Origin of the sequence: uncultured Aquitalea sp. (assembly GCF_945957525.1) — a bacterium.
GTDB lineage: Bacteria > Pseudomonadota > Gammaproteobacteria > Burkholderiales > Chromobacteriaceae > Aquitalea.
The window spans coordinates 128,912-149,606 of the sequence record NZ_CAMFLA010000005.1; the positions used below are offsets into that span (position 1 = coordinate 128,912).

19 protein-coding genes are annotated in these 20,695 nt (G+C 63.2%); 6 read left to right on the plus strand and 13 right to left on the minus strand.

Annotated features, from left to right (window positions below; translation table 11 throughout):
- Window positions 1-10: 10 nt before the first annotated feature.
- The 12 genes from Q0P52_RS06600 to recA all read right to left on the minus strand — a co-directional run bounded on the left by Q0P52_RS06600 (window position 11) and on the right by recA (window position 13,365).
- A complete protein-coding gene (locus Q0P52_RS06600; protein ID WP_293760113.1) occupies window positions 11-943 on the minus strand; it encodes an alpha-E domain-containing protein in 933 nt (310 codons plus the stop codon).
- Window positions 937-2,340 carry a circularly permuted type 2 ATP-grasp protein gene (locus tag Q0P52_RS06605; RefSeq protein WP_366061966.1) on the minus strand — a complete coding sequence of 468 codons (1,404 nt, stop codon included), beginning with the start codon at window positions 2,338-2,340 and terminating at the stop codon, window positions 937-939. Before Q0P52_RS06605 ends, Q0P52_RS06600 begins: the two co-directional genes overlap by 7 nt.
- Window positions 2,341-2,719: 379 nt before the next feature.
- Window positions 2,720-3,082, minus strand: a complete 363-nt coding sequence (locus Q0P52_RS06610) for a roadblock/LC7 domain-containing protein (protein WP_293760109.1) — start codon at window positions 3,080-3,082, stop codon at window positions 2,720-2,722.
- A 52-nt stretch (window positions 3,083-3,134) separates the two neighbouring features.
- Window positions 3,135-3,767 carry a peptidase M23 gene (locus Q0P52_RS06615; RefSeq protein ID WP_293760107.1) on the minus strand — a complete coding sequence of 211 codons (633 nt, stop codon included), beginning with the start codon at window positions 3,765-3,767 and terminating at the stop codon, window positions 3,135-3,137.
- Between the two features lie 2 nt (window positions 3,768-3,769).
- A complete protein-coding gene (locus Q0P52_RS06620) occupies window positions 3,770-4,312 on the minus strand; it encodes an ATP/GTP-binding protein (protein ID WP_293760106.1) in 543 nt (180 codons plus the stop codon).
- Window positions 4,313-4,332: 20 nt separating this feature from the next.
- Window positions 4,333-5,628 (minus strand): hypothetical protein, encoded by a 1,296-nt coding sequence (locus Q0P52_RS06625; protein ID WP_293760104.1) that lies wholly within the window; start codon window positions 5,626-5,628, stop codon window positions 4,333-4,335.
- 8 nt (window positions 5,629-5,636) lie between these two features.
- On the minus strand, window positions 5,637-7,151 hold the full coding sequence (locus Q0P52_RS06630; protein WP_293760102.1) for a hypothetical protein: 1,515 nt from the start codon (window positions 7,149-7,151) through the stop codon (window positions 5,637-5,639).
- 13 nt (window positions 7,152-7,164) lie between these two features.
- Window positions 7,165-7,932, minus strand: a complete 768-nt coding sequence (locus Q0P52_RS06635) for an MBL fold metallo-hydrolase (RefSeq protein ID WP_293760100.1) — start codon at window positions 7,930-7,932, stop codon at window positions 7,165-7,167.
- A 258-nt stretch (window positions 7,933-8,190) separates the two neighbouring features.
- Window positions 8,191-8,955, minus strand: a complete 765-nt coding sequence (locus Q0P52_RS06640; protein WP_293760097.1) for a transporter substrate-binding domain-containing protein — start codon at window positions 8,953-8,955, stop codon at window positions 8,191-8,193.
- Between the two features lie 115 nt (window positions 8,956-9,070).
- Complete coding sequence (gene alaS / locus Q0P52_RS06645) at window positions 9,071-11,704, minus strand: alanine--tRNA ligase (RefSeq protein ID WP_293760095.1); 2,634 nt, start codon at window positions 11,702-11,704, stop codon at window positions 9,071-9,073.
- Window positions 11,705-11,839: 135 nt separating this feature from the next.
- Window positions 11,840-12,298, minus strand: a complete 459-nt coding sequence (gene recX / locus Q0P52_RS06650) for a recombination regulator RecX (protein WP_293760093.1) — start codon at window positions 12,296-12,298, stop codon at window positions 11,840-11,842.
- A 14-nt stretch (window positions 12,299-12,312) separates the two neighbouring features.
- Entirely contained in the window at window positions 12,313-13,365 is a 1,053-nt protein-coding gene (gene recA / locus Q0P52_RS06655) for a recombinase RecA (RefSeq protein WP_293760091.1), read from the minus strand.
- 178 nt (window positions 13,366-13,543) lie between these two features.
- Between recA and hrcA the strand changes: the two genes are divergently transcribed.
- From hrcA to recR, 6 genes are all read left to right on the plus strand, one after another.
- Window positions 13,544-14,560 carry a heat-inducible transcriptional repressor HrcA gene (gene hrcA, locus Q0P52_RS06660; RefSeq protein ID WP_293760089.1) on the plus strand — a complete coding sequence of 339 codons (1,017 nt, stop codon included), beginning with the start codon at window positions 13,544-13,546 and terminating at the stop codon, window positions 14,558-14,560.
- A gap of 48 nt (window positions 14,561-14,608) precedes the next feature.
- Window positions 14,609-15,646 carry a lytic murein transglycosylase B gene (gene mltB / locus Q0P52_RS06665; protein WP_293760087.1) on the plus strand — a complete coding sequence of 346 codons (1,038 nt, stop codon included), beginning with the start codon at window positions 14,609-14,611 and terminating at the stop codon, window positions 15,644-15,646.
- A 108-nt stretch (window positions 15,647-15,754) separates the two neighbouring features.
- Window positions 15,755-17,686, plus strand: coding sequence for a DNA polymerase III subunit gamma/tau (gene dnaX / locus Q0P52_RS06670; RefSeq protein ID WP_293760085.1), 1,932 nt, complete (start codon window positions 15,755-15,757; stop codon window positions 17,684-17,686).
- Between the two features lies 1 nt (window position 17,687).
- Window positions 17,688-18,026, plus strand: coding sequence for a YbaB/EbfC family nucleoid-associated protein (locus Q0P52_RS06675; protein WP_293760083.1), 339 nt, complete (start codon window positions 17,688-17,690; stop codon window positions 18,024-18,026).
- 37 nt (window positions 18,027-18,063) lie between these two features.
- A complete protein-coding gene (locus Q0P52_RS06680; protein WP_293760081.1) occupies window positions 18,064-18,468 on the plus strand; it encodes a GFA family protein in 405 nt (134 codons plus the stop codon).
- A 34-nt stretch (window positions 18,469-18,502) separates the two neighbouring features.
- The gene (recR, locus tag Q0P52_RS06685; protein ID WP_293760079.1) at window positions 18,503-19,102 is read left to right on the plus strand and encodes a recombination mediator RecR; all 600 of its coding nucleotides are present in this window, start codon (window positions 18,503-18,505) and stop codon (window positions 19,100-19,102) included.
- 206 nt (window positions 19,103-19,308) lie between these two features.
- Here recR and Q0P52_RS06690 read toward each other — a convergent pair whose 3' ends face one another.
- Complete coding sequence (locus Q0P52_RS06690) at window positions 19,309-20,682, minus strand: PLP-dependent aminotransferase family protein (protein WP_293760077.1); 1,374 nt, start codon at window positions 20,680-20,682, stop codon at window positions 19,309-19,311.
- Window positions 20,683-20,695: the final 13 nt, after the last annotated feature.

Here is a 20,695-nt window from a genome sequence, read left to right on the forward strand (position 1 = left end):
TTGGTGGATGTCAGGCTGCTTCCAGATAACTGTCGTGAATGGCGCTGCCGAGGCGGTGAATGTCGGCGATCAGGCTGTCCAGCGAGGCTTCCAGCCCCTCGGCGAAGATGTCGCTGATGTCCGAGTAAGTGAGCCTGGCGCGTATTTCGCTGGCAAGGCGGCGCGCCGAGCGACCGGCCTGGCCTTCCACATGCGACAGCACCTGGCTGATTTCCTCGAAGCAGGCGCGCAGGCTGCGCGGCATGTCCGGCCGCAGGATCAGCAGCTCCGCCACCCGTTCCGGGGTGATGCGGTCGCGGTAGATGTCGCGGTAGGCCTCGAAGCAGGAAACCGAGCGCAGCAGCGCGGCCCACTGGTAGTAATCGAGGATGTTTTCCGCCTGCGGTTCGTGATCGCGAATCTGGCGGGTTTTCACATTCAGGATGCGCGCCGTGTTGTCGGCGCGCTCGATGAAGGTGCCCAGCCGCGAGAAGTGAAAGGTATCGTTGCGCAGCATGGTGCCGTAGCTGACGCCGCGGAACAGGTGCGAACGCTCTTTCACCCAGTCCAGGAAGGCGGAGGCGGTGCGTGCGTCCAGCCCGCGTTTTTGCCAGTCGCGCATTTCCAGCCAGGTGCCGTTGATCTGCTCCCACATTTCGCCGGTGATTTTCACCCTCACCACGTGGGCGTTCTCGCGCGCCAGACGGATGCAGTTGTAGATGCTGCCGGGCACGGACGGGTCCAGCGCCAGGTAGTCCAGCACGCGTCCGGCATCCGGCTTCGGCCAACGCGAGAGGAAGTCGGCGGTGACGCCGGTGACATCCAGCGGCACCAGCAGATCATCCTGCGAGGATGCGTGCAGCAGCGACATCTGCAGGCTGACGTCCAGCAGGCGTGCGGTGTTTTCAGCCCTTTCCATATTGCGGGCCATCCAGTACAGGCAATCCGCCATTCTGCTCAGCATGTCGCGTCCTCCTTCAGGATCCAGGTGTCCTTGGTGCCGCCGCCCTGCGAGGAATTCACCACCAGCGAGCCTTCGCGCAGGGCAACGCGGGTGAGGCCGCCTGCCACCAGCCGCACTTTGTCGCCCGACAGCACAAAGGGGCGCAAGTCGATATGGCGCGGCGCGATGCCGGCTTCGACGAAAGTGGGGCAGGTGGACAGCGACAACGTGGGTTGGGCGATGAAGTTGGCCGGGTCGTCCAGAATGCGCAGCCGGTAGGCCTCGATTTCGGCCTGGCTGGCGGCCGGGCCCACCAGCATGCCGTAGCCGCCCGCGCCGTGGACTTCTTTCACCACCAGTTCCGGCAAATGCGCCAGCACGTAGGCCAGATCCTCCGGCTTGCGCAGCTGCCAGGTGGGCACGTTGTGCAGGATGGGTTCTTCGCCGAGGTAAAAGCGGATCATGTCCGGTACGTAGGGGTAGATGGATTTGTCGTCGGCCACGCCGGTGCCCACCGCATTGCAAACGGTGACGCGGCCTTCGCGGTACACCGACATCAGGCCTGGCACGCCCAGCATGGAGTCAGGCTGGAAGGCCAGCGGGTCGAGGTAGGCATCGTCGATGCGACGGTAGATTACGTCCACCCGCTGCGGACCGGCAGTGGTGCGCATATGCACGTGACCGTTCTTGACGAACAGGTCCTGCCCCTCGACCAGCTCCACTCCCATCTGGCTAGCGAGGAAGGCGTGCTCGAAATAGGCGCTGTTGTACTGCCCGGGCGTCAGTACCACGACGGTGGGGTTGTCCACCTCGACCGGCGCCACGGCGCGCAGGGTGTCCAGCAGCAGATTGGGGTAGTGCTCCACCGGCGTGATGTCGTGGCGGGCGAACAGCTCGGGAAACAGGCGCATCATCATCTTGCGGTTTTCCAGCATGTAGCTGACGCCGGACGGGGTGCGCAGATTGTCTTCCAGCACGTAGAAGCCGCCGTCTCGGTGGCGGATGATGTCCACCCCGGCGATGTGCGCGTAAATGCGGCGCGGCAGATCTATGCCCTGCATGGCCAGCTGGTAGCCGGCGTTGGTGAGGATTTGCTCGGGCGGAATCAGCCCGGCCTTGAGGATGTCCTGCTCGTGATAGATGTCGTGCAAAAAGCGGTTGAGCGCAGTGACGCGCTGTACGCAGCCGGCTTCCAGTGTTTTCCATTCGGCGGCGGAGATGATGCGCGGAATGGTGTCGAAGGGGATCAGCCGTTCTGCGCCGCTCTCATCGCCGTATACCGCGAAGGTGATGCCGATCTTGCGGAACAGGGTGTCGGCTTCGTCCTGCTTTTGCCGCAGCCAGTCCAGCGGCGCCTGGTGCAGCCAGTCGGCGAAGCGGGCGTAGGATGCGCGGGTGGATTGACCGTCGACCAGCATTTCGTCGTAGTGCGACAGGTCCAGTGCCTTGATGGAGTGCATGGGCTTCTCCTGCGTGATGTCCCTGTGTCGGGTATAGGCAAATTACATGCCCATGGCAGTGAAACAGGAAACAGCGGCAGGAGCTGGCGGGGTTTTCCGCAGGATGATGGGCTTGTTGCTGGGTTTGTGGTTTAAACAGCATCAAGTATTTTGTGGCGAGGCCGCGAGCGGCTGCCGGCAAGGACGACAAACGCCCTGTGCTGGACAGGGCGTGGTGCGGGGGATGCGCCGAATTGGTGCTTACTGTCGCCAAGAGGTGCCGTCGGCGATGCAAGACGCCGGTTGGGCGGCGTCCTCAAGGAGACAGGGCGCGCCGTGGCACGGCGCGCAGCGGGTCTCAGAGGATCTCTTCGATGTTCTTGGCGGCGCGTTTGGCGTCGAGGAAGATCAGGCCCAGCTTGGCTTCGCGGCGGGCGATGACGGTCAGCACCGCGTCGCGGCCGGCATGGCTCATCAGGATGTAGCCGTTGTCGCCTTTCACCATCACCTGCTCCAGCTCGCCGCGCGACAGTTCGCGGGCGGTGCGTTCGCCCAGCGACAGCATGGCCGCAGCCATTGCGCCCACGCGGTCTTCGTCCACGTCCTGCGGCAGCAAGGCGGCCATGGTCAGGCCGTCGGATGAAATGATGGCCGAAGCCTCGATGTCCGCCGATGCGCCGTTGAGGTCACTCAGGATGGACTTGAGCATTTGTTCACGCATGGTTTTCTCCAAAAATGCATGTCTTTGCCGGCCCGGGCCGGCATGTTCTTGTTCAGGCGTAACGGCGGCTGAGCAGCTCTACCAGCGTCACGAAATGCGGTTCCTGCAGGCGCGGCGTGCCGCCTATCACCAGTACGAAAGACTGTTGCCCCACGTGCAGGGGATAAAAGCCCAGCTCGCTGGTGCCGGCTGGATTGCACACCGCCCAGGAGGAGCTGCTGATGTTGAGATTGTTTTTCAACAGCAGGGCGTGGCGTCGGTTGAGCGACATGATGTCGCCCGCCAGCGCGGCGATCTCTTCGGCCGACTCGTGGTGGAAGCCCGCCGTGGCGTAATACAGACCGTTGTCGTCGGCCAGTAGCGCGCGGCCGTTTTCCGACAGTTCTGCCAGCAGTGCCGGCAGCTGAGTTTCAAGGTTGGCCGAAAGCGCGGGTCGCGGTTCCGCCGTGCCGTGCACGAAATCCAGCCGCTGCAGGCGATAGAGGGTTTCCAGCGCCTTGTCCAGATCGTTGTCGCACCACTCGGCCAGCAACTCCTCGGTCAGCGGCACGGTGTGCCCCAGGCGGAGTATCTGGGTGAGCAGCGAACGGGCGGCGTCCTGCTCGCGGCTGGACACCGCGTAGTAGGCGCCTGCCGGGCTGGTGATCGGGTACAGCGGCCCTTTGAGCGAAAGGGTTGATGACATGGTCAGCCTTCCAGACCTGGATCGATGGAAAACAGTAGCGCCAGCACCAGTTCCTTGACGTCTTCGCGAGAGCGGGCGTCGATTTCAAAGATGGGCGGACGCATGTCGAACTTCTCCAGCAGCCCGGCGTAGGTCTCGATGCTGGGGCTGGATTTGATGTCGGTCTTGGTGATGCCGATCACCAGCGGCGCGATCTTGAGCATGTCGCGAAACGCGTTGAGGAAAAATTGCAAATCCTTCACCGGGCTGGGGCGACTGTTGTCCAGCAGTAGGATCAGGCCGATGCCGCCCTGGCTGAGGATGTCCCACATGAAGTCGAAGCGCTCCTGCCCCGGGGTGCCGTACAGGTGCACCTTGGTGTCCTCATCCAGCTTCAGCACGCCGTAATCCAGCGCCACCGTGGTATGGCCTTTGCGGTTGAGCGTCATGTCCGAGGCCTTGGCGTCGGTGGTAACCGGCTCGATATCGCTGATGGCGCCGATGGCGGTGGTCTTGCCGGCGCCTACCGGGCCGGCGAAGATGATTTTGTTGTCGTAGGCTCGCATGTCGAAATATGTCTCGCTGTTTACAGACCGATAACTTTTTTCAGCAGCCGCGACAGCAGACCGCTTTGCGGACGCGATGCCGGGGCGGCAATGGGGGAGGGCGCCGGCGTCGGCGCGGCAACGGGTTCCGCAGCGACGATTTTCGGCGTTTCTGGCAGTGCTTCCGCCGCAGGCGGCCGGGCGCCCGGCCGCACCGGTTCGGTGGAAATCACCGACAGGGTGCCGCTGCGCAGCGGCATGTCCAGAATGCCCACGCCCCAGGCGGCGGCAAGGAAGCTGAACAGGCTTTCCGGAGGTACCTTGAGCATGTGGGTGATCAGCTTGAGGTTGACCGGCGTCTTGGTAAGGAAGGCGGTGATGCGGATGGCGTCCGGTATTGGCGGCAAGCGTGTCAGATTGGGCCAGTAACGCAGACGCAGCGGCGTCTCCGTGCTCATGCCGCGCATCAGCCGGCCCTTGCTGCTCCAGATGGCGATCTGCCAGACCAGATTCTGCAGTTTCACTTCGCTGTCGAAGACGGCGGGCGGCTCGGCGCAGGGCTGTTGGCCGAAGACCGACGACGGCAGTTCGCACAGTGCTTGCAAGGATGTCAGTGGCTGCAACAGCAGAGCGCGGTCTTGTGCGGGCTGAATGACCAGCAGCGGCTCCTCGTTGAGCGTGATGACGGCATTGCCGCGCAGGCGATACAGACGCACCAGCAAACCGAACAGCCCGGCTTGCGGGTCAAAGCGCTCAAAGTTGACTCGCACCGGCGCGGCGACCGGCGCTTGCGCCTGTTGTCGTTGCGCTTCCATGCGTGGGGCAACCGGCTCAGGCTTGGGTGCGGGAGGCGGCGCTACCGGGCGCTCCAGTACGGCAACGTCTTCTTCCGGCTGCGGAGCGCTTTGCCGCTCCGACGCGGCGGCCAGAGCCGCGGCTTGCTGCATGGCTTCCTTCACGGCCGGGCGCAGCACCGGCGGCGTAACGTCGCGCTCGTTGTTCAGCAGCTGGCGCATTTGCGGGAACAGAGTTTCCACGCGCACCGGCTTGCGGATGACGGCGGCGGGCGCATCGGCTGGCGGCGTGGTAGTGACGATCAGGGCCGGCAGCTGGGGATGGCGCTCGCGAAAGCTGTCCCAGGCGCCCCAGCCTTCCACGCTGTCGACATCGACAATGGCAAGATCCGGCGCAAAACCGGGGGCTTCGTCCATCAACTGGAAATGCTGGTGCGAATGATGCATGCGAAAAGCCATGCGGAATACCGACAGCTTGCGCGGGTCCATGCCCACCGGCATGACGGTGACAACCTTGGATGGCGTTGGGTTGCTGGTGGTCATCTGCGTTCTCAGGCGGCCATTTTCTGTTGGTGCTGTCGTTGCTGCATGCTTTGCACGAAGCGGCTCATCATCTGGGTGACTTCTTCCGGCGGATTGTCCAGCCGGTCGCGAATCTGGCGCGTCAACCAGGTAAAGCGGGTCATGTCGTTCAGGCGTTCATACAGGGACAGCAGCGGCGGATACAGCTGCAGGTCGACCGGATTGGCCAGAATGGCGGCTTCCAGCGTATGCACGGCCATGTCGATCTGGCCGTATTCAATGAACTGCTCGGCCTCGCTCAAGGCGTCGACGGCAAGATCGGCGTCGCTGTCGTTGCGACGGCTTTCCACCAGCGTCAGGCGTTTTTCCGGCAGCGACGGCGTCTTGATGTAACCCAGATGACGGCCGACGGCTTCCAGCTTCACGCGATCCGGCATGCGCTCTAGCGCCTCCAGCGCCGGGTGCTCGCCCAGTTCGTGGCCCATGCTTAGCAGTTTCTGTTTCAGTTCGAGCCCGGACTGCCCCAGCGCCACGTAAAACTGCCACAGATAGCGGCAGAACTGCGGCAGGCGGCGCGCCATATAGCTGGCGCGGATGCCGTCCAGCAGGCGCGAAGGCGTGGCGGGCGCATCTTGCAGCAGGCGCTCCAGCGCGTCCATTGCCGCCATCGGCTCCTGGTTGGAGAGCAGGATGCGCAGTTCGCGATCCGGCGGCAGCAAATGGCGTATCAGGTGCATCTCGCGCGAGCTCAGACGACTGAGCACGGCTTGCCCTTCCAGCAGGGCCCGGCGTTCCAGATGGCGCGCGGACAGCGCGTCGATGTCGGGGGGCTCGGCGGCGTCGCGTTGTCCCGCCTCCGGTTGCAACCAGTGCGATAAGGCGGCCGGCGTTTCTTCCGGGCCAAGGATGTCGGCGATCTCCCTGACGCCCAGGCCCAGGCGCTCGTCGGCTAGCACGCGCAGACCAAGGTTGGCGCGGTCGACGCGCAAACCTTCCAGTACGGCGTCCTGCAATTGCTCGCGCGTCAGCAGGCTGTAATCGTGCAGACGCTCGACGATCTCGGCGTAGTTGTCGATGTCGTCCAGCTGCAGATAGAGCGATGCCAGGCGACCCAGCTGCGCGCTGGAGTGGCGTGCCGAGTGATCGACATGCTGGCGCAGCGAGCGGGCAGCCTGTTCGAGGTAGCCGAACTGGATGAAGACGTCGATTTCCGTCATTACATCCACATCGTCCACTTCGTAGGAGAGCGACTCCTCGTCGGCCGCCATTTCCGGAGCGGGCGCTTCGGCCAAGCCGGACGCCTGAGGCGCGGTAGCGGGAAACTCCGCGTCCGCATCGTCCGGCATCGTCGCTTGCGCGGGCGATGCGACTGCGCGGGGCGGCGCTTTGCTGTCTGTCGGCGTGGTGGCTGTTTCGGCGGTTTTTTGCGCGGCGGCGGGTCGGCGCAGCAGCACGCCCAGCGCCAGTCCCGCCACCAGCAGCATGGCGATGGCGGCGATGATGCCTTCCGGCGAGCTTTCCAGCAGGGACAACCAGTCGTTCATGATGGCGTTCGCTTCAGTCCAGAGTGAAGTCGGCGGCGGTGATCAGGTCTGTGCCGCACTCCAGGGTTTCAAACCAGTCAAGGAAGCGGTTGACCATTTCCTTGCCCTTGAACGAACCGCCGTGCTGGGGAACGATCCACTCCACGTCCAGTTGGCGAATCATCTGCACCCACAAGCGGCAGGCCTTGTTGTTGGTCATGTAGCGCTTGTGGAAACCCAGCATGTGGCTCTGGATCAGGTGCTTGTCGAAATCCTGCACCGGCTTGCCTGCGTCGTGGCCGTCCATCAGCGAAGCGCCGATGTCGCCGGAGAAGAGAATCTTGCTGATGGGGTCGTACACCTGGAAGAAGCCAACGGTGTGCAGATAGTGGGCCGGCACGATTTTCAAGGTGGAGCCGCCCAGCGTGATGTCCATGCCGCGCGGCGGGATGGCGATCAGGCGCCCTTCGGTGGCGCCGCGAATGCAGAAGTGCGGCAAGAACCGCACCCACTCCTGTGCGATGATGATCTTTGCGTCGGTGATCAGCAGCCAACCGTTGGCCGAAGCGATGATGTCCGGGTCCTGATGGGAGGCGAAGATGTATTGCGTATGCGAGGGCAGGAAATAATCCGCGAGTTCGGCGATCAGATGTTTGTAGGTGAGGTTGCCGCCCGGGTCGAGCAGCATGCCGTCACCCTTGTCGATAATGGCGAATTGATTGGATTGAATGCCTTCGCCTTGCACCAGTTCAGTGAAAGCGACGCATTTGTGATTGCCGTCATCGTAAAGCACCAGAGCCATGGCGATTCCTTGCTGGATTTCCGTTGCCGATGAAACGAGACGCCAATGCCTTGCATGACGGGTTTCGCGCGCGTCCCTGGCGGGTAGTACGCTATCGGCATCAAATGACTATTGATAATCCCGTTATTATTTTGAAATGGCTGTTAATGGTTTTGACATGAGTCAATGATGTCGGGATTTTTTGTCAATGCGCCATTAGTGGTAGTCCGCGACGCGTCTTGTCGTGACAAAGAATGACTTTTACATTGGCGATGAGGCTCAGTTGCTGCGGGGGGCGCGCGGCTTGCCGGTGGCGGGATCGATGAGGTTGCGATAGGCCTGTTGCAGGCTTTGCAGGGTGGCGGGGTCGGTTTTCGGGTTGGCGGCCAGATAAAGATCGTTGGCCGAAGGCAGCGTCAGCACGCTCTGCAGTTGGTCTGCCGGCAGACGCTGGCGGCGCATCTGGCTGTGAATCTGCTCCGGGTCGCCCAGCAGCAATTGCGCCGCGCCGGACTGTACCAGGCGAGGGCAGTCGGCGACGCGGTCGGCGGTGATGAAGTTGATGTTTTCTTCAAAGCCGGCTTTGCGCAGGAACTCTTCGTTGACGTCCCGATTGCCGACGCACACCTTGCAACAGCTTTTCACCTCGTCCAGCGATTGCGGGGGCAGGGAGCCGTCGTCGCGCAGGCGGAAGAAAGTACGCTGCATGCGCGCCAGCACCCCCAGCCAGACAAAGCGTTTTTCACGCTCCGGGGTGCGGGCGATGGAAAAAATCAGCGTATTGGGCCGCTTCTCCGCCAGCGCATAGGCTCGCGCCCACGGCATGACCTGAATATCGCTTTTCAGCCCGGCCCGGATCAGCAGCGCGCGCACTGTCTCGACATTGCGGCCAGCCAGATTGCCGTTGGCGTCCAGATAGGCCAGCCAGGAACTGTCCTCTGTCACCACCAGCAAGGATGGCGCAGCCTGAGCCGGCGGCAGGGCGCACAAAACGCCAAGCAGCATAGCGAGCAGGCAGACGCGAAGGATGGCGGCGGGCGACATGGTGGTGGCGAGTGAGGAAGTGATGATTTGTCTCTAGCAGTTGCCTGGCAAAAATGACAGGAAATTAAAAAGGCCGCCCGGCAAGCCGGACGGCCTTCAGCATGACGGAATCGCGTTACAGCTTGGCTTCCAGCCAGCCTTGCAGGCTTTGCAGCGCTACCGGCAGATTTTCCGGCTGGGTGCCGCCGGCCTGGGCCATGTCCGGACGACCGCCGCCCTTGCCGCCCACTTGGCTGGCTACCTGATTCACCAGGTCGCCGGCCTTCACCTTGCCGGTGAGGTCTTTGGAGACGCGGGCAATCAGGCTGACCTTGCCGTCGCTGACGCCGGCCAGCAGGGCCACGCCGCTTTCCAGGCGGTCCATGATCTTGTCCGACAGTTCGCGCAGCGCAGCGCCGTCAACATCGTCCAGGCGGCTGGCGATGCACTTGACGCCGTTGATGGTGCGCAGGTTGACGCTCACCAGATCGTCCAGCTGGGTGAAGGCCAACTGGCTCTTCAATTGCTGGGCGGTTTTTTGCGCGGACTTCAACTCGGCCTGCAGTTTTTCCAGCTTGGCCAGCAATTCCCCGGGCTGGGCCTGGGCAATGGCGCCGGCGGCTTTCAGCTCGGCTTCCTGTGCTTGCACCAGCGCCACGGCGCCTTCGCCGGTCATGGCTTCAATGCGGCGCACGCCTGCGGCGACGCCGGACTCGGCCACCACCTTGAACAGGCCGATATCACCGGTCCGTTGCACGTGGGTGCCGCCGCACAGTTCGGTGGAGTAGTCGCCCATCTTCAGCACGCGCACGGTATCGCCGTACTTCTCGCCAAACAGAGCGATCGCGCCGGCGCGGATGGCGTCGTCGTAGGACATGTGGCCAACGCTCACGGCCACGTTGTGGATGATGATGCGGTTGACCACGCGTTCAATCTCGGCAATTTGCTCGGCGGTGACCGGTTCGTTGTGGGCAAAGTCGAAACGGGTGCGTTCGGCGTTGACCAGCGAACCCTTTTGCGCCACATGATCGCCCAGGACATGACGCAGGGCGGCATGCAGCAGGTGGGTAGCAGAGTGATTGCGCGCGGTAGCGGCGCGGCGGTGCAGATCGATGGTGGCGGTCACGCTGTCGCCTACCTTCAGCGCGCCGCGGGCCAGGCGGCCCTTATGACCGAACACGGCGGCTTGCACCTTTTGGGTGTCGGCCACGTCGAAGAGCGCGCCCACGCCGCCAGCGGCGGAGATTTCGCCCAAGTCGCCCACCTGGCCGCCGCCTTCGGCGTAGAACGGGGTGTTGTCCAGCACTACCACGCCTTCGTCGCCTTCGTTCAGCGCATCGACCGCTTCGGTGCCCTTGTAGAGGGCGAGCACCTTGGCATCGGTGCTTACATTGTCATAACCGTGGAAGCTGGTGTCGGCGCCGCTGTAGTCCAGGTTGCCGGTCATCTTGAAGGAGGAGGCGGCACGGGCGCGTTCGCGCTGGGCTTCCATGGCGCGCTCGAAACCGTCCAGATCCACTTCCACATTGCGTTCGCGGCAGATGTCGGCAGTCAGGTCCACCGGGAAACCAAAGGTGTCGTACAGCTTGAAGACGGTATCGCCGTCCAGCTGGGTTTTGCCGCCTTCCAGCGCGCCTTCCAGCAGGGCCATGCCCTTGTCCAGGGTTTCGGCAAACTTGATTTCTTCGCCGCGCAGCGCGTCTTCCACCAGAGCCTGCTTCTCGCGCAGTTCGGGGTAGGCATCGCCCATTTCGGCCGCAAGGTCCGCCACCAGCTTGTGGAAGAACAGACCCTTTTGACCCAGCTTGTAGCCGTGGCGGATGGCCCGACGGATGATGCGACGCAGCACATAGCCGCGACCATCGTTGGACGGCATCACGCCGTCGGCGATTAGGAAGGAACAGGCGCGGATGTGGTCGGCGATCACTTTCAGTGACGGCACGTCCATGCTGAAGGCCACGCCGGTTTCGCGGGCGGCGGCCTTGAGCAGGTTCTGGAACAGGTCGATCTCGTAGTTGGCGTGCACGTGCTGCAGCACGGCCGAGATGCGCTCTAGGCCCATGCCGGTATCCACGGACGGCTTCGGCAGCGGATGCATCACGCCGTTTTCGTCGCGGTTGAACTGCATGAACACGTTATTCCAGATTTCGATGAAACGATCGCCGTCTTCTTCCGGGCTCCCCGGAGGGCCGCCCCAGATGTGGTCGCCGTGGTCGTAGAAAATTTCAGTACACGGGCCGCAGGGGCCGGTGTCGCCCATTTGCCAGAAGTTGTCCGAAGCGTAGGGGGCGCCCTTGTTGTCGCCGATGCGGACGATCTTCTCGGCCGGCACGCCGATTTCCTTGTTCCAGATATCGAAGGCTTCATCGTCGGTGGCATACACCGTCACCATCAGTTTTTCCTTCGGCAGCGCCAGCCATTGCGGGCCGGTGAGGAATTCCCAGGCGAAGTGGATAGCGTCGCGCTTGAAATAGTCGCCAAAGCTGAAATTGCCCAGCATTTCGAAGAAAGTATGGTGACGCGCGGTATAGCCGACGTTTTCCAGGTCGTTGTGCTTGCCGCCGGCGCGTACGCATTTCTGGCTGGTGGTGGCGCGGCTGTAGGGACGCTTGTCGAAACCGAGGAAGACGTCCTTGAACTGGTTCATGCCGGCGTTGGTGAACAGCAGGGTGGGATCGTCCCACGGCACCAGCGAACTGGACGGCACTACCTGGTGGCCCTTGGAGGCGAAGAAATCCAGGAATTTCTGGCGAATTTCGGAGGTTTTCATGTCGTTTTCATCAATTTGGAAATCGGCGGCAGTCTGGCGCAGACTGCGGGGTCAACTATCGATTGTGGCAAGCCGGGGCGGGGCTGGCAAGGGTTTCGCGCTGCAATGCGACAAGGCGCGCGGCCGGGGCGGTGCTCAGTCGTCGTCCAGCGGAAAATCCTCTTCATCGGCAAGGCCTTGCATGGCTTGACGGATGACGGACATCGGAAAGCCGCGCGCGGCGAGAAAACGCATTTGTTTGGCGCGCTCCTCCGGCGATTCGGGCGGTTTGCCGAACTTCTTTTCCCACTGACGGCGGGCCGAGGCCAAATCGTCCTGCCCGGCCAGCGCGGCGCTGATTTCCTCGCCGGACACGCCGCGCTGACGCATTTCCTGCGCCAGTCGGCGGCTGCCGTATCGGGCGCCGCGCGCTTCGGCAAACTGTCTGGCGAAGCGGCTGTCGGATTGCCAGCTGCGTTCCGCTAGCTCGTCCAGCAGGCTTTGCAGTTGCTCGACGCTTTCAGCAAAAGGAGCGAGCCGCCGCTCCAGCTCCCGCCGCGTGTACTCGCGGCGGGACAGGAGATCGACGGCTCGCGCCCGCAGGCTTTTCTCCATGCGGGTGATCCGGTTTACACGTCCAGCGCGTCTTCGGCGTAGTCCTCGTCCGCCTGGCCATCGGTGATTTCCACCTTGATGCCCACGGCGTCACGGATCTTGCGCTCGATTTCGGCTGCTACGGCCGGGTTGGACTTCAGCCACTCGCGAGTGTTGTCCTTGCCCTGGCCGATCTTCTGGCCTTCGTAGCTGTACCAGGCGCCGGACTTTTCAACAAAGCCGTGCTTGACGCCCAGTTCGATGATTTCGCCTTCGCGGCTGATGCCTTCGCCATAAAGGATGTCGAAATCAGCCTGACGGAACGGCGGCGACACCTTGTTTTTCACCACTTTGACGCGGGTTTCGTTGCCGATGACTTCGTCCTGCTTCTTGATGCCACCAACGCGACGGATGTCCAGGCGCACGGAGGCGTAGAACTTCAGCGCATTGCCGCCGGTGGTGGTTTCCGGGTTGCCGAACATTACGCCGATCTTCATGCGGATCTGGTTGATGAAGATCACCAGCGTATTGGTGCGCTTGATATTGGCGGTCAGCTTGCGCAGCGCCTGGCTCATCAGGCGGGCTTGCAGGCCGACATGGCTGTCGCCCATCTCGCCTTCGATTTCAGCCTTGGGCACCAAGGCCGCGACGGAGTCGATGACGATGATGTCCACGCCGCTGGAGCGCACCAGCATGTCGCAGATTTCCAGCGCTTGTTCGCCGGTGTCCGGCTGGGAAACCAGCAGGTCTTCCACTTTGACCCCCAGCTTCTGGGCGTAGATCGGGTCCAGCGCGTTTTCCGCGTCGATGTAGGCGCAGGTACCGCCCAGTTTCTGGGCTTCGGCCACCACCTGCAGACACAGGGTGGTTTTACCGGAGGATTCCGGGCCGTAGATTTCCACGACGCGGCCGCGCGGCAGGCCGCCCACGCCCAGCGCCAGGTCGAGGCCCAGCGAACCGGTGGAAATGACTTGCAGGTTTTCGGCGATCTGGTTGTCGCTCATCCGCATGATCGAACCCTTGCCGAACTGCTTTTCGATCTGGGCAAGGGCAGCCGCGAGTGCGCGGCTCTTGTCTTCTGACGCCATGCTGTCTCCAATTGCGTGTAGTGGGACCAATAGATGGGGGATTATCTCACAAAGGCAAGCCGCCACAAATGCGAAGGCGCGATGCCGGGCGCTTGAAATGTCCGGGTCGGAACCCACATCATCAGTATGGAAACCCGGCGCCGCTCGCCAGCGCGCGGGGTCTGTGTACAATGGGGGCATGATGAACGAGCGCGCACAACGACTGCTGAAAGCGCTGATCGAGCGCTATATCGCCGACGGTCAGCCGGTAGGGTCGAAAACCCTCTCCGCCTTATCCGGGCTGGAGCTTTCCTCCGCCTCCATCCGCAATACGCTGGCGGATCTGGAAGACATGGGCCTGATCGCCTCGCCGCACACCTCGGCCGGCCGCATACCCACTGCCAGGGGTTACCGCTTGTTTGTCGACCAGCTGCTGACCATCCGGCCGCTGGAAGAGTTGGCCATGAAGGAAATCGAGAGCTCGCTGCAGCCCGACAGCCCGCAACGCATCGCGCAGGCGGCGTCGGGCTTGCTGTCCGATCTCACGCATTTCGCCGGTGTGGTGGTGACGCCGCAGCGCTCCGACGTGGCTTTCCGCCAGATCGAATTCCTGCGTTTGTCCGAACGCCGCATTCTGATGATTCTTGTCACGCTGGACGGCGATGTGCAAAACCACTTGCTGGCCACCGAGCGCGACTACACCCCGTCGGAGCTGGTGGAAGCCGGCAACTTCATCAGTCAGCACTACTCGGGGCAGGGCTTGTCGGTGATTGCCGCCAATCTGGCCGGGGAGTTGCGCCAGTTGCAGGGCGATATCAGCGAGCTGATGTCGGCGGCGGTGCGCTTCGGCCAACACGGTCTGGGCAGCCCGGGCGACGCAGTGGTGATTTCCGGCGGGATGAACCTGCTCAATGTGCGCGACCTGTCGGAAGATTTGTCCCGCTTGCGCGAACTTTTCGCTGTGTTTGAACGCAAGACCGAGCTGCTCAAGCTGTTGCAGCAGGGGCGCGAGGCGCAAGGGGTGAACATTTTCATTGGCGAGGAGTCTGGCGTAGTAACGCTGGATGAGTGCTCGGTGGTGACCGCGCCCTATCGCATCAATGGTCAGGTGGTGGGAACGCTGGGCGTGGTAGGCCCCACTCGCATGGCCTACGAGCGCGTCATCCCCATCGTCGACATCACCGCGCGGCTGGTGTCCAGCGCGCTCTCATATTGATTGTCGCCCGCGGCGCGGGCGCAAAAACTTAATAAACGGAACACTCCCATGAAACGATTCTTGCTGGCGGCCGGCCTTGCCGCCGCTGCATTGTCCGGCGGCGCGCAGGCCGATGCCGAATTTCTCGCCCGTCCCGATGTGCAACGTTATATCGACGAACAGGTGGCGACCGGACAGTTCAACCGTCCCGAACTGGAGGCGGTGTTCGCCAATGTGGAAATCAAGCCCAACATCATCAAGATTCTGGACAAGCCGTCTACCTCCCGCCCTTGGTATGAGTTCCGTCCCACCTTTTATAACGAGCGCCTGATCAAGGGCGGCCTGGCGTTCTGGGAGCAAAACCAGGCCACGCTGGAGCGCGCCGAGCGCACCTATGGCGTGCCGCCGGAAATGGTGGTGGCCATTCTGGGGATTGAAACCAATTACGGACGCAATACCGGCAGCTTCCGGTTGGCGGACGCGCTGTCCACCATCGCTTTCAATTATCCGCGCCGCGCCGAATACTTTCGCGGCGAGTTGACGGAGTTTCTCAAACTGTCCAAGGAAGAGGGCATTGACCCCCTGGCCCTGAAAGGCTCCTATGCCGGCGCGATGGGCCTGCCGCAGTTCATGCCGTCCAGCTTCCGCAAATGGGCGGTCGATTTCAGCGGCGACGGCCATCGCAATATCTGGAGCAATGTCGATGACGCCATCGGCAGTGTGGCCTACTACTTCCAGTTGCACGGCTGGCGGCACGGCGACGATGTGGTGATTCCCGCCGCCATCCAGCCCGGGGTGAATGTGGATCAGTTGGTGGCCGACAAATTCAATCTGCATTACACCGTGGGGCAGTTGAAAACCATGGGCGTGCTGCCGCAGGCGCAGGTGGCCGACAGTGTGCAGGCGGTGCTGGTGCCGCTGGAAACCGGGCCCGGTGTTACCCAGTACTGGCTGGGGCTGAACAATTTCTACACCATCACCCGCTACAACAAGAGCACGCTTTACGCCAAGGTGGCGCAAGAGCTGGCCGATGAGCTGCGCTTGCGCTATATGACGTCGCGCGCCCAGGCGCAACCCCCGGCTCCCGCCGCCGACCCGGCGCCATAAGCCGCGCCGGACAAGGTTGGCCGAAGCAACCGGCGGCGCGCCGCCGGGCTGCGCCGCGCTGGCGAAATGAGTCGCCAGCAAATCGAATTGCCATTAAAATCCGCCCCCATGAGCTATCAAGTCCTTGCCCGCAAGTGGCGTCCCAAGCGCTTTGCCGATCTGGTCGGCCAGGAGCATGTGGTGCGCGCCCTCTCCAACGCCCTGAAAGAAGAGCGGCTGCATCACGCCTATCTGCTGACCGGCACCCGGGGCGTGGGCAAGACCACCATCGCGCGGATTCTGGCCAAGAGCCTGAATTGCGAAACCGGCACCACGGCCGAGCCTTGCGGCGAATGCGCCGCCTGCCGCCAGATTGACGCCGGCCGTTTTGTCGACCTGCTGGAAATCGACGCCGCGTCCAACACCGGCATCGACAACATTCGCGAAGTGCTGGAAAACGCGCAGTACGCACCCACCTCCGGCCGCTTCAAGGTGTACATCATCGACGAAGTGCACATGCTGTCCAAAAGCGCCTTCAACGCCATGCTGAAGACGCTGGAAGAACCGCCTGCGCACGTCAAATTCATCCTTGCCACTACCGACCCGCAAAAAGTGCCAGTGACGGTGCTGTCGCGCTGTCTGCAGTTTTCCCTGCGCAACATGACGCCGCAGCAAGTGGCGGGGCACCTCGCCCATGTGCTGCAGGTGGAGGGCGTGCCGAACGAGCCCGCCGCGCTGTCCCTGCTGGGGCGCGCCGCAGCCGGTTCCATGCGCGACGCGCTGTCGCTGCTGGATCAGGCCATCGCCTACGGCATGGGCGATGTGCGCGAAGAGGGTGTGCGCGCCATGCTGGGCGCGGTGGACCGGCGCTATCTGTTCCTGTTGCTTGACGCGCTGGCACAAGCCGACGGCCCGCGCCTGATGGCCGAGGCCACGCAATTGGCCGAACGCGGCATCGGCTTTGACAGTGTGCTGTCTGAGCTGGCGGTGCTGCTGCAGCAGCTGGCGCTGGCGCAAACCGTGCCGGAAGCCATTCCCGCTGACGAGCCCGAGCGCGAGGCGGTGTTTGCGCTGGCTACGCTGATTTCGCCGCCGGACGTGCAGCTTTACTATCAGATCGCCCTGCATGGCCGCAAAGAGCTGGCCTTGGCGCCTGACGAACACGCAGGCTTCAACATGACGCTGCTGCGCATGTTGGCCTTCCATCCGGCCAACGCGCCGGCGCAGGAGAGCGCCAGGCCGGCCCGCCCGGCCGCGCAACCCGCGCCGGGCAATGCCGCCGCGCCGGTGGCGGACGCGCATGAAGGCTCCGCCGCCGCCCGCGCCTTGCTGGCCGGTCTCGCCAATCGCAAGCCTGCGGCGCGTCCCGCCGCGCAAGAGTCCGCCCCGGCTGCAGAGCCGGACCCGGAGCCCGCGAGGCACGTTCCCGAGCCTGAGCCGGCGCCGCAGCCTGTTGTACAGCCTGCCGTTGCCTCTGCCAGGGCGGTCGAGCCTCCGCCAGCCGCACCGCGCGCAGCCCCTGTCGGGCCGGTGGAAGAGGCCTTGCCGGAAGAGGAAGACGACAAATCCGGCGATGTGTTGCCCGAAGACACCGACTGGCAAGCCGCGCCGCAGGATGATCTGCCGGCTTATCTGCAAGAAGCGCCGCCGCTGGAGGACGAGCCCTGGCAGTTCGACGGCGACTGGCACGCGCTGGTCAGCCTGCTGGGCACCCGCCTTGGCGCAGCCCGCATGCTGGCGCACAACGCGGTATTGAAACACTGGAACGGCAAGCGTCTCGAACTGGCCGTGCCCGCCAGCTTCCGCCATATGGCGGCGCGGGACTACCAGGACAAGCTGCGCGGCGCGCTGGCCGAGCAGTTTGGCGGCCCGGTGGATCTGGCGGTAACCATCGAAGAGCTGGGGATGGAAACCCCTGCCATGCAGGATGCACGCCATCGCCAGGAGCAACTGGTCAAGGCGCGCGAATGTCTGGAAAACGACCCGGTGGTCAGACAACTGGTGCAGGACCTTGGCGCCACGCTGATCGCCGAAACGATTCAACCTGTTCAGGAGTTGTGAGATGTTCGGAAAAAATGGCCTGGCTGGTCTGATGAAACAGGCCCAGCAAATGCAGGAAAATATGAAGAAAGCCCAGGAGGAATTGGGCAAAGTGGAAGTGGAAGGCCAGTCCGGTGCCGGCCTCGTCAAGGTGGTGATGACTTGCGCTCACGATGTGAAGCGCGTGTCCATCGACGACAGCCTGCTGGAAGACGCCAAGGACGACAAGGAAATGCTGGAAGACCTGATCGCCGCCGCGCTCAACGACGCTTCGCGCAAGGTGGAGTCCACCACGCAGGAGCGCATGTCCGGCTTCACTTCCGGTCTGAACCTGCCGCCGGGCATGAAGCTGCCATTCTGATTGGCAACTGACCCGGACGCGCCGCAAGGAGGCCGCTATGGCAGACATCTTGCACGGGCATTGTCTTTGTGGCGCGCTCAGTTACCAGTGCCGGGGCAAGCCGCTGGCGGTGACTTACTGCCATTGCCGTGCTTGCCAACTGGCTAGCGGCGCGCCGGTGTATCTGGGCGCGCTCTACCCCCGGGAGGCGGTGAGCTGGCAAGGCGCCACCACCGCTTATCGCTCTTCACCGCTGGGCTTGCGCCATTTTTGCCCGGTGTGCGGCTCCACCCTGTTTTACGAATGCACGGACGGTTCCGGTCAGCTGGAGATCACCGTGCCCACGCTGGAACATCCGGAGGCCTTGCCGGCGGAGTGTCACGAATGGACGCGCAGCGCCATTCCCGGTTTCGACATCGCCGACGCCTTGCCGCGCCACCCCGAAGGCGCGCCCGGACTGTGACGTACTTCCTTTTCTTCCCGGATTTGCCATCGCAATGAAAAACCCGCCCGCGCTTGACCAGCTCATCTCCTCGCTCAAGGTATTGCCCGGCGTCGGCCCCAAAACCGCCCAGCGCATGGCCTTTCACCTACTGCAGCGGGACAAGGCCGGCGCGGAAAAACTGGTGCGCGCGCTGGAGCGGGCGCTGACGCATCTGACGCATTGCGAACGCTGCAACACCTTCAGCGAGACGCCTTTGTGCAGCTTGTGCGCCGATGAAGAGCGCAAACAGCATCAGTTGTGCGTGGTGGAAATGCCGGCTGATCTGATCATGCTAGAGCAGGCCAAGTGTTTTGAAGGCCTGTATTTCGTGCTGATGGGCCGTATTTCGCCGATGGACAATGTCGGGCCGAAAGAGGTGAATCTGGATAAGCTAATGGTGCGGGCGCTGGACGGCAAGGTGGAGGAGGTGGTGATCGCCACCAATTTCACCGCCGAGGGCGAGGTGACTGCGCACATGATTGCCGAGCTGCTCAAGGACAAGGGGCTGAAGGTATCGCGTATCGCGCGCGGCATGCCGGTGGGCGGCGAGCTGGAGTATGTGGATCCGGTGACGCTGGCGCAGGCGGTGTACGAGCGTCGCGAGCTGGATTAGCCCAAGCTTGGCCGAAGACCGGGCCTGATTGATTTGCCGTTGTTGAGCCGCCGTGCGGCGCCAGGAGCGTCAATGCGGCCCGCGGGCCTTTTCTCCGCGCGTTATCCGCCAGTGCAATTTACTTCGCTGTCTTTGTGTCCGGCGCTCTCACGCCGACAGGCCCTAATGCCGCACCATGCCGCGCTTTCTTCCTTTCCGTGTTCACCCTAATTCGGCCCATGGCGCAATAATTCGCCCAGCAGAGCCATGCCGTGCTGTTGCTGCACCGGGTCGTAGAAGCTGACATTTAGTCTGAGTCCGTTGGCCGCACTGTTCTCCGGGCGAAACAGGCGCGACGGCGCGTAATGGATGCCCTGTTCGATAGCCAGCGGCAGCAGCGCGCCGGTATCGAAGCCTTCGGGCAACATCACCCATTGAAAGTACCCCCCCAGCGGTTGGCTCAGCCCGCTCTGGGCCGGGAAGTGGCGCTCTACTTGCTGTCGCACAGCCTGCATGCGTTCACTCAGGGTGTGCCGCAGCCGCTCCAGCATGTCGCTGTGCTGGCCGGAAGCCAATAGCCGCGCCAGCGCCATCTGGCTGGGCAGTGGAGTGCCCAGCGAACTGTAAAGCTTGAGTCCGCGGAGGGTGTCTCCCAGTCTGCCGGCGGCGATCCAGCCCACGCGATAGCCGGGCGCCAGCGATTTGCTGAATGAAGAGCAGTGCAGCACGCAGCCGCTGTCGTCCCAGGATTTCAAGGGCTTGGGCGCGGCGGAGCCGAAGTAAAGTTCGCGATAAGTGTCGTCTTCAATCAGATAAACACCGTGAGCGGCGGCCAGGCTGACCAGCGCCTGTTTTTGTCCATCGGGCATCACCTGCCCGGTGGGGTGCTGAAAATTGCTCATCAGCAGCATGCCGGCCGGTTTGGCTGCCAGCAGACTCTCCACTCGATTCATATCCAGCGAGCCATCAGGGCGGGCTTCCACGCTGATAATGCGCATGCCCTGCTGGCGCAGTTGTTCCAGCGCGGCCGGGAACGCCGGCGTCAGCACCAGCATGTCGGTTTTGCCGCTGACGCTGGCGACGGCGCGAATGGCCAGCGTTAGCGCCTCCATGCCGCCGCAGGTGATCAGTAGTTCCCGGCTGTCCAAGGGAATACCTTGGGCCAGATAGTGCAGCGCCAGCTCGCGTCGCAGGCCGTCGTAGCCTTCCAGGTCGGTGGCCGACAGCGCATGGCGGTAATCCTGCAGTACGCGGCTGAGCGCGCGGTTCATCGGCGTGGTGTTGATCAGCGCCGGGTTCATGAAGGGGCAGCCCCAAGGCATGGGCAGCGCGGTGGTGAAGTGCTCCATGCGCCAGTCTTCCGTTTGCGGCGGCGCGGTGCGCGCTTCGCTTGGGCGCTGGCGCACCCGAAAGCCGGAACGGGGCAGGGACTCTATCAGCCCCTGCCGTTCCAGCTCGGCGTAAGCGTGCTGGGCGGTGGTGAGGCTGACCTGATGGCTGTCGCACAGTTTGCGCAGGGAGGGCAGCCGGTCGCCTGTCGCCAGCTGTTTCTCCAGAATGGCGTGGCGGTAGAGGCTGACCAGTTTTTCCGTCTTGTTCATGCTTGCTCGTGTG